Genomic DNA, 13240 nt, shown 5'->3' with positions numbered 1-13240 from the left:
CGGCGGGGTCGTGCGCGCTGGTGCGGCGGTATGTGGTTACGGAACTGTGACCATCGGCCCTCGATGGCTATTGGCCTGGTTGTCGAGGAGGTCATTCGACCATAGTCCGCCGAGTTGCGCGAACTGAGCGGTACTCTCGGGTCGGGTCGAAACGAGGGGTGCGGGGTGCACATGGCTGAACGCCAGTTAGATCCATCTCTGGATGCGGGGCAAGCGCCGTATTTGGCGCAGCAGCGGGCGTCGCAGTCGCTGGTCTTCGATCAGTTGGTGAAGCGCTACGCGATGGCCTACGGGGACAGGCCGGAGCAGATTCGCGCTGGGACGTGGCTTGCTGAGCACCTTGGCCCTGGTGCGCGAGTGTTGGACGTCGGTTGTGGCACTGGCGTTCCTACCGCCCGTCAACTCGTCAACGCCGGACTTCAGGTGGTGGGCATCGACATCTCAGCCGCGATGGTCTCTGCCGCCGCCGCTGCGGTTCCCGAGGCCGTCATCTACAACTGTGACGTCTTGAATCTCACTGAAACTGGCTTCGACGGTGCGGTCGCGTTCTTCTCACTGCTGATGCTGCCCAGATCCGGTATAGCTCAAGCACTTTCGGTGTTGTATGAGGCCATCAAACCAGGTGGATACCTGTTGATCAGCATGGTCGAGGCGGACCTCGATGACGTACCGGTCAAATTCCTCGACACCGATGTCCGGGTCAGCGGCTACCAACGCGACGCGCTCTGTGGAGTCGTGGAACAGGCTGGCTTCGGCATCGTCGACATGAGGGTTGTCGCCTACACGCCTGCCGTAGCTCAGGCTGACCCCGAGATTCACCTGTACGCCTTCGCCCGACGGCCACATGGTGATAGGGAAAGCGAGTAGCGGCCCGCATTCACACGGAGCTCCGATACAGTTCGGCTATGACGGATGCGGACCTTCGTGGTGCGATGCGTGATTTCGGCGGAGTGGTCCGCCGCACCCCTCGTCTAGTGGCTCGGCCGGGTTCGGTAGCGGAGATCGTCACCGTCATCCGGGAGGCTGCGACGGGAGCCACCGATGTGGTTGCGCGAGGTTGCGGCCATTCCACGCGGGGTGAGTCCTTGACCGATGGGATCGCCCTTGACATGCGCGGCATGACCACCGTGCATTGGGTGGGCGATGACCGTGTCACAGTGGACGCAGGGGCAACATGGCGTGAGGTACTTGAGGCGACGCTGCCGTACGGACGCATGCCGCCGGTGCTCACCGACTACCTCGACCTGACCGTCGGTGGGACGCTCTCGGCCTCCGGTATTGGCGGCACTTCCCATATTCACCGTACTCAGGCAGCGAATGTCTTCGAGCTTGAGGCCGTCACACCCGAAGGGGAGGTCGTCACCTGCTCGCCCACTCACCGTCGCCGCCTTTTCGATACGCTGCGGGCTGGGATGGGCCGTCACGGCGTCATCACGACGGCTACCCTTCGCCTGATTCCAGCACCGGAGCGGGTGCTCTCGTGCCGCTCGCGTTGCGCCTCCGCCGCCGAGCTCATCGCCGCGCAGAGCCGCATCAGCGCAGACCACATATCCGGGCAGTACAATTCTTCCGGTTTCGAGCTCAAGGCCGTGGTGTACGACGCAAGCAGCCCGCCCAGCGGCCTGTCACCCACCGAAGTCGAAGAACTCACGTTCTTCGACTTCGCCGACCGCATGCGTCCAGACGTGGAGAAATTCATCGAGTTGGGAGAATGGGAACAACCCCATCCGTGGGGACAGGTCATCCTCCCTGCCGCTCTAGCTGCCAACTTCATCGAGCACACGCTGGCCGACATCACGCCTGCCGACATCGGCCCCAGCGGCTACATACTCATCAAACGCTTCTGCCCTGGTCACGTGCCGATGCTCCGCGCCCCGTCGGACGCGGTGATCTTCGCTCTCTTGCGGGCGGCAGCCCCCGGCTGCCACACGGTTGCCCAGATGTGTGTGGCCAACGACCAGTTGTACGACCGGGCCCAGGCTATCGGCGGTGTTCCGTATCCACCGCTGCCCGTTCCGGAACTCACTCAGGCCACCTGACGCAGAGCATCGGTTTTTAGCTCTGCGCGTAGAGGACCAACGACTTGGTCTGCACGGCTGCCCCGGGCAGGCTTGCGGGTCTCAGCTCGGGGGACGCTCGTTGAGCGGCTTGCCGATATAGAAGTGAACCCGTTCGCCGTTCGTGAAGGCTACCCAGATATTGCATTCCACCCGGTGTATCTCTCCACTGTCCGGGTTTCTTAGCAACTGGTAGGGATACGGTCGCTGCACGTCGGAATTTCCCCGATCGAAGATTGCCTGAAGCTCGGGTGATGCATCCAAGCACTTCCGTAGTATTGCCCGAGCCTCGCCGTTGTGAGGGTTGGACGCAGCTTGGCGCATCGAGTTCCCGAGCAGCTCAGTCTCCAAATCCCACTCGACCAGAACATCATGCGCGATCGGGTTGAAGATGGCCCACTCCAGGAGGTTGGTGCCGACCGTAATGCCGGGGAAGGCCCGCCGATACTCTTCATTGTTGGCAAGGATGTAGAGCTGCGGAGTTCCATAAGCGGCCAACATCGGTGAGTAGATGTCGGGGTCGGGTGCCTCGAACAGCCCGGCGGTAAACGAACCGTTCCCGCCCGAGAGCGATGGATGAGGTAACGCTTCCTTAGTAGCCGGAATGCTGCTCGTACCATCCTGTCTCACGTCACGGTGGCGAACCGATCCTCCTCCCACCCGTCGATTGACGAACCCTAGATCCGATGCCGAGCACCCGAAGAGGCATTCGAATTCGGCGACCAGAGTGTGAGGCCATGTGCAGTAGCCGCGCTCGAGTCGTGACACCGTGTTGGCGGTGATGCCTGTCGTTTTCCCATGTTTGGCGGCGAGATCGGCGATTGCTCTGGCCACTTGTTCCTGCGTCCAGCCACGGGCGAAGCGGCGTTCGACAAGTCTGGTGTTCGGGCGCACCCTCACCCGGTCCAGATCGTCAGCGATCCGGCCGTTACCTGCGGACGAGGAAGCGGAACGTTCCTGTTCGCTGGGCATGCGTCCCGGCGAACACCCCATAGTGGGTCTCGATTGTCTGGTTTTCATCGCGACCCCCAATCGGACTCTGCGATCCGCCACGACCGACCTTCGCTGTGGCGCATACCACACTACCTCAGCAACTATGTCGCATACCACCAATCGTGCACATCGGCGCAGGTCAGAGCTGTATGCATCAGATCAACTCGAGTCCCGATGGGTGTCTAGCGCCCTGGCTTGAGAGGGCGATCCGCCCAGCTTGAAGCCTAGTCATCAGCCTTGTATTCGGCCGTTCTCCAACGAGCCGATGGCTGGTCGAATGGACTACGGCATACGGCGCTTCCGCTATCAGGCGCGCCAGCACTACAGAGGCTGATTTCGTGTTGTCGTCATGATCGTTTCGGGGTGGGTGTGAGTCCGGTTGCGGTGAGGCAGCCGTCGATCAGGTTGGGGTGGTAGCCGATGCGGTGCAGGTCGCTGCGCACGATGCGCATGAGGTGGTCGGGGTCGGTGATGATGCGGTTGGCCAGCCGGCCTCGCCGCAGTAGTGACCAGATGCCTTCGGTCGGATTCAGATCGGGCGCGTAGGCGGGCAGTTGGTAGACAGTGAGCCAGTCGTGGCCGGTGACGAATCGGCGCATGCCGGCGGTGAGGTGGGTGTTGAGGTTGTCCCAGCAGACCACGATCGGCCCGCCGAGTTGCCGGTGGGCGGCGATGAGCAGGTCCCGGTAGTCGGTCCAGGCGAAGCTCTTCCTGCCCGAACTATTTCGGTCGTGCCGATACGGTCGCCAGATCAGCCGGGACCGATGGCCGGGCTTGTAGCAGGTCAGCGCGGCGATCGATATCCGGCGGGTGGTTCGGCCCCGGACCCGCACGATCGGGGTGTGCCCGCGTGGCGCCCAGGTCCGTGCGGTCGGCGGCGTCATCGTGAACCCGGCTTCGTCTTCGAACACGACCCAGGCTCCGAGCGCCGCCGCGGCGGTTTTACGTGCGGCCACACGTCCTTCACCCACGTCGCGACCGCCGCGTCGTCGCGTTCGACCGCCCGGCGGGCAGGTTGCTGACGGCTCCACCCGTGCCGGTGCAACAACAACGACACCCCCTTGATCGTGTAGGAGATGTGGAACCGGCGCCCGATCACGGTCTTGATCCTGGCCAGAGTCCATTTCTGGTCCGGCCAGCCGTGCTCGGCCGGGCCCTTGGCCAGCTCGTGTTCGAGTACCTGGAACTGTTCGTCGGACAGCAACGGCAGCGACGCGGGGCCCTTGGACCGCAACGCTTCCCGCCCCGCCGATCCCCACGCCTGGCGCCACCGTTGCACCGACCGCACGCTGACTCGCAGCCGGTGGGCGATCACCGCATTGTCCTCGCCCCGGGCGAAAGCGTCCGCGGCTTCCAGCCGCAACCGCTCCCGCAACATCCGTCGCTCGGCGGTCAGCCCACCGCCTTGCGGATACCGCACCCACCAGATGTACCCCACCCACCAGCCACGGCCGTCAAGCCCAGCGACAACACGAATTCAGCCGCTGTAACTAGGGAGGTGCGGCGATGAGTACTGTGCAACATCACGCGCGCCCACCGGCATCGGTGGGTGAAACGCTCGTAACGAGCAACTCGCAGGCGAGTCGAGGGCTCCTTCCTGTGGGCAATCCCGCCGAAGCACCTGGGAGGCACCGTCTTCTGGTCGAGTGCCTTGCGGGCGACACCCTGGAGCCGACCGTCATCGTCGACGACCAAGGGCCCCGCCGATTCAACCGGCTGTTTCGCGCATTCCGCGGGAGCGAGCTGGGCCGCATCTTGCCATCGGTGGATGCAGGGCTCGCATTGCTGGCCCAGGCTGCACGCAAGGCGACGCCGTACAGCGAGGATCTGCCCGGTCGCGAGTGCGCAGTACCCGCCAAGTGCATCCCCGTTCTGGGTCCGTCGGGTGCCGTGCACGCCGTTCGGATGGATTTGGGTGACATCGGAACCGACAGTGGAACACCGGTTGTTCCGCTCGAGTTCGACTCCCGCTACATCGCGCGATTCGGCACCTCGCACGGGCAAGTACCCGCCTCGTTCTGCACGGACACCACCTGGACTTTGCCAGCGTTGCTGGAGCAGGTCGTTTGGCTCGACAAGCGACTCGAACTCATTGCCATGTTCGACCCAATCGACCCAGCCTCCCGCTGGTGTGAAAGTCTCGTCATCCACGACCCGGGCACAGGATCGAAACGTCACCTGTGGATGGCAGTCCGATCAGCCACCGACCAGCAAGGTACCCGCGTCGTTCGTGGGGTAATCGCTGATATCACCGCCATCATTCCAGCGCCCAGCCGAGACCCCGTGACCGAGCATCTTTCAACTCGCACGCCTCGTGGCCACGGCTCGGCGCTCATGGATCTGCGTACGACCTTGATGCACTCGTTCTACTGTCGGAACGACCCACGCCTGGCCCCTTGGCGGCATCGCAACCCGCAGATCCATCCCAGCGATCGGCTCGCTGTCCTCCAGGTGCTCACTGATCTCGCCGGGAACCGATCGGCACAGATCGCCCTACGCATTCGGTTCACGGACGACGAGCCCTGGACCACGTTGCACGCCATCTGCTCGCCGATGGCTAATTATTCTCGGCCCCAAGCGAATATCGATTTCTGGATAGAGAACCACAACTAGACGACCGCTGTATTGTCGTGCCAAGTTTGCCGACAGAACAGCTGCCCCTCTGAGAATTCCGGCGATTCGAGGTCAACCGGCGCCGATGTGCTCGGCCGCTACTGATTCTTCAGTACACGGCCACCGTTTCCCAAATGGGAAGCGACATGTTATCGGACCTCGGACTGCCGCCGCGCTTTCGAGGTCCGGACACCGAAGCCCCATCGGTCCGACTCGAAAGCCACGCAGATGAAACCCTATCGGCCATCAACACATGCGCAGCAGCTGCCGACAGCGATCCTCGTCCCCGCCGCACGCGACGGTGACGACGTACTCGGCATGCCATTGCGCCCGTTTGCGCAACCGCCGATGCACCTTCACTCGGTCTGCATCATCACCGTTCTGGTCAAGGACATTCGGCGCGGTAGGTATCGGGGCAAGTGTGCGCTGGTCGCTCGACGGCTCTCCGAACAAGCATTCACCCCTGCTGACGAGCAAGCGGAACGCATAGGGTGCCTGTCTTGCACTGTCCGTCGCCCGTTTTCCGGCGGCGCGAATCGTTTACCCAACCATTTATTGCACTCCGCCCGCGCGGTGTCTCGCCGACGCATGTGCCGAAGGCGAACGGTGCGTCCAGCTCGGTGTGCGCCGTTGATCTCGCGAGGCGGCAATCGAGGAAGGAGTCTGTCATGAACTGGTCGATGGGTAGGCAGTCGGAGGTGGCGGCGGCGTTGGAGGCCGCCACTCGCGTGGGGGCGGATTCGGTTGCGGCGGCGGGGATGTGGGTGGTTTGGTTGCGGGCTGGTCGCGTGCTGGGGTGTGAGTGGTGTGCGCGGCTGGATGTCGAAGTGCCCGTGGAGGTTCGCGCCGATGCCGATGCGGTCGTGGTGATCGCTGTTGCACCGGATCGCGTCGAACGCCCGGTCGTCGGACGCGCCAGCGTGATCTGTGAATATTTGGAGGCCAAGGGATTACGTGCACACGCGGTCCACGTGCGCGGGCTGCGGGAGGGGACGCTGTGGACCTCGTTACGCGGGCGGGCGGTGGGCGGGGTCGTGCCCGCGCTGCATCGGTCACCGCGGACCTGGTCGCATCGGTCTCGGCTGCCGCATCTGGGAGGTGCTGCGCTGGTGGTGCGGCTACTGGTGGCGGCGTGCGCGGCGGTGGCGATGCTGGTGTGTGCGGTTCCCGCGCTGGCCGCGCCCCCGGACGGTCAGCCGGGGGTGGTCATCGAACCGCACTCGGGTGGGCAAGCCGGTGTTACCGCGCCCCCGCGCATCGCCACCCCTGTCGCGATGTCTCCGAGTGGCGCCGACGCGAGTACGGCTGTGGTGTCGCAGGACTCCACCGAGTCCGCGCAGGCGGCTCCGGCGAGTTCCGGGCGGTCGGCTCCGAGTTGGTCGGTATCGACTGGTTCGACCCTGGTGGCCGAGCCCGCGTCGCCCGCTGAGCCGGATACGGTGCGGGTGGGTGCGGTGGAGCTGCCGCGACCGGACTGGGTGCCCGTATCGATCGCTGCGCGAGAACGCGGCTGGAACACCTTCCTCACCGACCGGGCAGCCACCGCTATCGCGCAGGCGGGGCTGGGTGATCCGCGTGTGGACGCTGTGCTCGGCGCTGCGGGTGGCAATCCGGTCCCGGTTCCGCAGGAATTGGCTTGCGTGCAGACGGCGGCGACCGATCCGCAGGCGTTGATCCCCGTGGCCGCTGAGGTGGCCGAGCCTCTGGTGAGCGCGGCGGTCGAGCCGATGGCCGCGCTCGCTCCGCAGGCCGCCGACGCGATCGAGGGCCTGCTGGCGCAGCTTCCGGCGATATGAGCGGCGAAGGAGGTCGATCCTATGAATGACATCGACGACCGCATGCCCGACCAGGTCATCCTCGACGATCCGACGGGCGAGGCTGTAGGGCTGGCGCACTGGCTGGCCACCCGAGCCAACACACCCGACAACGCCACGGAAACAGCCGCGCCGACGGCCCCCGCCCACCGCCGCTGGCGCGCGGCGGTGGGCGGGACGTGCGCGGTCGCGCTCGCCGCCGCGGTTACCGCCACAGCACATCACAGCCCGCACACGGCTCCGAGCGGCCACGCGGCCTCGCCTGTGATCGTCGCGCAGACCCCGGCGGTGTCAGCAGTGTCGCTGGTGAGCGGCGATTCGGCTGGATGCCCCCGCTCTTCGGGTGAGGCCGATCTCCTGGCGGCGGTGTCCAGAGCGGTGCCGCTGCAGGCGCGTGGTGGGGCGCAGGCGGTCGCGTTGTTCGAGGCTGCCTATTTTCGGGCACGCGACGGCGGCCGGGCGCGCCAGGTCGTGGCCGCTTCGGCCGCGATCCGGGACGCGGCGGGTATCCAGGCCGGGATCGACTCGCTCCCGGCGGACACGACCTACTGCGTCCACATTGATGCGCTCGCCGCGGGCCTGTACGCGGTGGAGATTCACGAATCGAGTCCCGGCGAGCCGGAAACCGTCTGGCGGCAACAGATCTCGACCAACGACGGCGACGGGCACACCATGATCACCGCCATCACACCCCTGTAACCCGATAGACGGCCAAACAGTATGGGGTCCGCGAGAAATCACATGAGCATTTCCGAAAGGTGGTGGTGGCGATGTTGATCGCAGTCGCAGGGGTGGGCAGCCCCGGCGCAGGGGCGAGCACAACCGCCCTGGTGCTGGCCGCTGCCTGGCCTACCCGGCAGCCGGTAATCGTCGTGGAAGCCGACCCGGCCGGTGGCCGCCTCGGTGATCTGCTGTCGGGGAATCCTGGTGCCGGGCTGGGGAGTCTGGCTCGTGCTGCCCGCTCGCCGCACCTCCCGGTCCGACTGGCCGAGCACGCTCGTCTGTTGCCGTCGGGTGTGCCGGTGATCGCCGCGCCCCGGGCACCGGCCGAGGTCCGGGCGATCCTGACTGCTCCGGTCTCGGCCGGGCCGGACGGGCCTGTGTGGGCCGCGGATGCGGTGCTGATCGCAGATTGCGGCCTGGCCGATCCGGACTCAGCGGCACTGCCGCTGATGGCCGGTGCCGACCTGTTGGTCGTGGTGGTCCGCGCCGATCTGGTGGACTCTGCGACGCGAGCCCGGCTGGCCCGCCTCGCCGTCGGGGGCCCGCCGAAAGCGTTACTGCTTATCGGTGAGGGACGCACCGGTGAGATCGCCGCCGCGCTCGGAGTTCCGGTCGCTGCGGTCTGGCCGCTGGACCCGGCCGCTGCGCAGGCCATCGTGACCGGAGACTGCACCACAGCCCGCACCGGCTCCCTGTACATCGCCGCGCGCGGTCTGGCCGACACCGTGGCCGCTCAGCTGATCGGCAGCGCCCGCCCCCGGTGTGACCGGCAACGGCTGACCCGCTGGTGGCGTACCCGGGCGGGTGCCCCGCGTCGCCGTGTGCCCGGCGTTTACCGACTCGACACTGCCGTCTCGGCCCCCACCGCCGCCATCGACTCCCCACCCGGACCGGCAGCAGAACCACCGATCCAACCGGCTGCGGCCCACGGCTCGGCGGTCGTGCGGGGCTGCACGACCGGCAGCGACGCCGCTGTGGGCGGATCGGTCGAGCCAGCGGCGGTCCCCGCATCGTCGTCGGCTGTGGTGGTGCCGTTGTCTGTCGAGGTATTCGGTCGGCTTCGTGTGCTGTGGAACGCGAGCCCGGACACCGATCCGGTCGAGATCACCCGGCTGCTGCGGCCCCGCGAGCGCGAACTGCTGACCGTGCTGGCGGTACACCCGGACGGTGTCACTCGCGACACTCTGGTCGAGGCCCTGTGGGCCGGGCAGAACCTTCGCCGCCCCGCGAACGCCCTCAACACGGTGCTGTCGCGGCTGCGAGCCTCGGTCGCCGCAGCGACCGGTGGCGTGATCACCGACATCCTCGACGGGGACAAGGTCCGTTACCGGCTCGACCCCGGCCGGGTTCGCGTCGATTACCGTGACTTCAGCGCGGCTGTCACTGCCCTGCGCACCGCCACCAGCGACGACGACCGGAAGCATGCGTGCCGCGCGATCCTCGCCGCGGCCAGCGGAGTCCTCGACGAAGATTTCACCAGTGACTGGATCGCACCGATCCGGGAGAACGCGCGCCGAGACCGACTCAATGCCCTGGGCAACCTGGCTCAGATGATGGTCGACTCCGACCCCCGCCAAACCCTGGCACTGCTGGAAACCGCGCTCGTCGCCGACCCCTGCAACGAACCCATCTACCAAGACATCCTGCGCCTGCACGCCCTCCTCGGCGAGCCCGCCGCGCTCAACCGCACCCTGGCCCTGCTCAACCGACGCCTGCAAACCATCGGCGACATTCCAACTCAGAAAACCCTCGATATCGCCCGGAGATTACGGGACCAACCACCCAACAATAGAAGCAACGTCGACGGGCGCGCTAAAAACCCGCGAGAGAAACACCGACCTTTACCCCCATGACCCGCGGAAGGTCTCCGAAGACACATTAGGGAACCTTCCCAGCCGCTTACCGAAACAGTTCGGAAAACGGGAGAAGTGCGGTCATGATGAGCGTGTCGGTAGCCGGGCGGAACGAAAAGAATCGCTGCCGGACGCGGACGGAGAAAAGGATTGGCATCGGCCGGGAGTGGAGAATTCGATGATATTCGTCCAGCGTTGAGAGTCCGTCATTGAGACCTGGCCGGTATTGGGCTTCGTTCACGCCGGAGGGCCGCGCAGATCGTGTCTCACCGCGAGGGGTTGGAGTGGTGCGCGTTCAGCGTCGACCACCCCGGGCGAGCGGGGGGAAGCCTCGGATGCACTGTCCGCCGATACGGGGGCGAATAGGTGGGCGAATACGGGGGCCGATACGGGGGCCGGTTGAGATCGGCCCACCCCCGCAGTCGTATATATGCAGTTAGATAGGGTATTCGGATCGGCTCCCGTGTCCAGGCTGTATGGAATACAACAGGGATACGACATCGCGGGCGGTGGTGATGGCTTGGTCGACGAGCTGGGCCGGGTGTGCTGTGTGGCGGTTCGCGAACGGTTCCGGTGGGTGTTTTGCTTTCTGGAATCGTTCGAGTGCATGTATTGATGTTGCGCAATTCCGGACGAGTCCGGTCCTGTATGTGCCGGAGAGGGTTGTCGTGGCTTGCTGTGTCGAATTCTGGCGCGAGGCTGATGCGAGGTCGGTGCCGTGGTTCGGGTGCCGGTAGGCCGGTTGTGAAAGTTTTTCGGGAATGGGGTTGAATTCGTGGGTGATGCAGAGATAGCTTCGACATATCCCGGGGTGAAACATTGCAGGACCACCCGAATTGCCAGACATCACGCGCCGCGCATGCAACCGTTCACCGGAATGCCACGCGACCCGTTTTCCGATAGGAGTTCCGAAATGACTGACCGCGCCCCCACAACCACTGCCGGTACCCGTTTGGCCAATGGTGAATTGCGCGCCATGGTGGCGCGTGCGCTGGCCGAGAACCCCGGCACCGAATACGGGCCCCGCCAGGTTCACGCCATCATCGGGCATTCGGCCGGTGCGATCGGCAACGCGCTGGCATCGCTGGCCGCTGCCGGGGACGCCGATCAAACCCAGCAACGGCCCCGCCGCTACCGCGCCAACGCCGCCACCGCCACGGCCGCCGCCGGGGCACCGGCCGCCGTCGCACCCCGGCGGGCCCGCCCCGCCGCCGCGGCGGCTACCCCGTCCGCCGCCGCAGCGGGCCCGCTGCCCGACGCCGCCGCCCTCGGCTATCACGCCGCCGCGTTCGGCCGCTGCGCTGCCGCGCTGGGCCGCCAGCACGCCGCCGCATGGGGCCGCCGCGCCAGCGCCGCCCTGGGCCGCACCACCGCCCGCGCGGTCGCTGCCGCCAAGGCCGCCGCCCTAGCCGCCGCCACCGCCGAACCCGTGACCCCACCGGTTGCCCCCGCCCGCCCGGCCGCCACACGAACCCCGGCCAAGCCCGCCACCCGCCGCGCAACCCGCACGTCGGCGTCGGCTACCCCCGCGCCCGAACCAGCCAGCGCCAGCTCCACGACGGGCGGCACCCCTGCCCCCACGCCGGAACCCGCCGCCGCTGCGCGGCCGGTGTCGGGCGACGCGTCGCACACCAGCACCAGCACCACCCCGGCCGCCAAGCGCGCCCCGGCCACGCCTGCCAGCACCCGCAAGACCACCAAGAAGGCCGCCGCCGAGCTCGCCCCGGCCGCTACCACCCGCCCCGGCAAGCCCGCCCCCAGGGCCAAGCCTGCCTCGGCCACGCCCGCGGGCACCGGTCACCCGAGGACCGCACCGGCATCGGCCTCGAGCACCCCGGCCGCCCCGGAGAAGGCCGGGACGGGCGCACCCGCCGGGCCCGGACCCGCGCGGCCCGTGCCGGACGCCGCGCACGCCGCCTGACCTCGAACGCCGGGGCGCTGACCGCACCGCCGCCCGCCCCCGCCCCGGCATCGAGATCGCCCCCGCTGCCCCAACCAAGGCCAGCGGATAGCGAAACATCCTCTACCGCAACAGGATCGGAGAAATCGAGATGACACCCTACTACCCGTCTATCGGACCGACCGGCCCGCGGTATCTGCGCCCGCGTGATGTGATCGCGGCCCGCGAACGCCAGCACACGCGCGACACATTGCACGCGGACCTGGATCGGGCCTGCGCCGCCGACGATATCGACACGGCCCTGGCCTGTGAGGATCTGCTGGTGCGGTCCGGCATGGACCCGGCCGACCGTCGCACCTGCGGGCGGTGCGGGTGGTGGGCCGACCACGCCCACCCCGCCCGCGACGACCGGGCGGACGACTGGGCGACGGTCGGCGGTCAGTCCGGGCACATGCGGGCCCGCGACATCCGTGACGCGCTGATCGTGTTCGACCGCGCCGCCACCGCGACCGCCTGGACCCCGTGCCCCGGCGGGGCATGGACCGAAATCACCCACGGCGACACGACTTTCACCGTGGTGCTGGCCGATGAACCGGTGTGTGCGGCGTTCATCGTGGACCGCGTCCGCGGCGAGCGGCGCGACTACACGCCCGCGCTGAACGTGTGGCTCGACACCCGCGCCTGGGCCATCGCCGAGGCGTACCACAACACCCCGACCACCGGATCGCGCACCCGGCTCGCAGGAGACGAGGACCCGTCATGACCCACGATTCCCACACCCCCAAGGAAGCGAGGCACAAGCCCGTGAACACCGACCCCACCACCCCGGCCCCGCAGCTGACCCTCGCCCACATCACCGGCGGGTGCGCCCAATGGAACGACGTGATCGTGTTCGCCGAACGCCACGGCGTCCCGCTGCGCTACCGCCTGCACATCGACACCCACCTGCACCAGTCGTACTTCCTGGTCGAGGCGTACGACCCGGACCGGCGACAATGGAACGGGCTGTGGACCATCCCACCGGCCACCTACACCTTCAACGGCTACGCGTGGCAGGAAGCCGCCCCCGAATGGCCACACATCGCCAGCCCCGACGACCGCGACCCATTCCACAAGATGACCAGCTGGCAGAAGATCATCGACAGCCTAATGGGAATTGATCAGCGAGCCTAAGCCCGGTGGTGACTGGGAGCGGGCAAGCTGATCGCCCGAGCCGCCGGTCGGTGAGCACTATTACAGCCTGGAGTGATGTCTGATTCCTAGGGTTAGATCGTGCCCCGGCCGGTC

At 66.9% G+C, this 13240-nt stretch carries 11 protein-coding genes; 9 read left to right on the top strand and 2 right to left on the bottom strand.

From position 1 onward, the window contains the following. Positions 1-171: 171 nt before the first annotated feature. A complete protein-coding gene (locus HPY32_RS21280; RefSeq protein ID WP_067596281.1) occupies positions 172-867 on the top strand; it encodes a class I SAM-dependent methyltransferase in 696 nt (231 codons plus the stop codon). 38 nt (positions 868-905) lie between these two features. Further along, complete coding sequence (locus tag HPY32_RS21275) at positions 906-2039, top strand: FAD-binding protein (RefSeq protein WP_082871796.1); 1134 nt, start codon at positions 906-908, stop codon at positions 2037-2039. Between the two features lie 81 nt (positions 2040-2120). Here the strand turns inward: HPY32_RS21275 and HPY32_RS21270 are convergent, their stop codons facing one another. Together HPY32_RS21270 and HPY32_RS46835 are read right to left on the bottom strand one after the other, a co-directional pair. Beyond that, entirely contained in the window at positions 2121-3029 is a 909-nt protein-coding gene (locus HPY32_RS21270) for a helix-turn-helix domain-containing protein (protein ID WP_156674809.1), read from the bottom strand. A gap of 368 nt (positions 3030-3397) precedes the next feature. Then, positions 3398-4470 (bottom strand): IS630 family transposase gene (locus tag HPY32_RS46835; RefSeq protein ID WP_444939652.1). Its coding sequence is split into 2 segments (ribosomal slippage): positions 3398-3933 and positions 3933-4470, totalling 1074 coding nucleotides; the frame shifts between segments, so codons are not numbered across the junction. An 86-nt stretch (positions 4471-4556) separates the two neighbouring features. Between HPY32_RS46835 and HPY32_RS21255 the strand changes: the two genes are divergently transcribed. From HPY32_RS21255 to HPY32_RS21225, 7 genes are all read left to right on the top strand, one after another. Continuing rightward, on the top strand, positions 4557-5663 hold the full coding sequence (locus HPY32_RS21255) for a GAF domain-containing protein (RefSeq protein WP_156674811.1): 1107 nt from the start codon (positions 4557-4559) through the stop codon (positions 5661-5663). 668 nt (positions 5664-6331) lie between these two features. After that, entirely contained in the window at positions 6332-7459 is a 1128-nt protein-coding gene (locus tag HPY32_RS21250) for a hypothetical protein (RefSeq protein ID WP_067595458.1), read from the top strand. Positions 7460-7480: 21 nt separating this feature from the next. Next, the gene (locus HPY32_RS21245; RefSeq protein WP_067595460.1) at positions 7481-8176 is read left to right on the top strand and encodes a DUF8176 domain-containing protein; all 696 of its coding nucleotides are present in this window, start codon (positions 7481-7483) and stop codon (positions 8174-8176) included. Between the two features lie 71 nt (positions 8177-8247). Beyond that, complete coding sequence (locus HPY32_RS21240; protein ID WP_156674813.1) at positions 8248-10053, top strand: AfsR/SARP family transcriptional regulator; 1806 nt, start codon at positions 8248-8250, stop codon at positions 10051-10053. A 913-nt stretch (positions 10054-10966) separates the two neighbouring features. After that, entirely contained in the window at positions 10967-11974 is a 1008-nt protein-coding gene (locus HPY32_RS21235; protein ID WP_171983004.1) for a hypothetical protein, read from the top strand. A 130-nt stretch (positions 11975-12104) separates the two neighbouring features. Then, positions 12105-12716: a hypothetical protein gene (locus HPY32_RS21230; RefSeq protein ID WP_067585808.1), complete on the top strand. Its 612-nt coding sequence runs from the start codon at positions 12105-12107 to the stop codon at positions 12714-12716. Further along, positions 12713-13126 (top strand): hypothetical protein, encoded by a 414-nt coding sequence (locus HPY32_RS21225; protein WP_067585811.1) that lies wholly within the window; start codon positions 12713-12715, stop codon positions 13124-13126. Before HPY32_RS21230 ends, HPY32_RS21225 begins: the two co-directional genes overlap by 4 nt. Positions 13127-13240: the final 114 nt, after the last annotated feature.

This window comes from Nocardia terpenica, assembly GCF_013186535.1.
In the GTDB taxonomy this organism is placed as follows: domain Bacteria; phylum Actinomycetota; class Actinomycetes; order Mycobacteriales; family Mycobacteriaceae; genus Nocardia; species Nocardia terpenica.
Note: the sequence above shows the minus strand (reverse complement) of the source record. Positions and strands in the feature narration are given on the sequence as shown.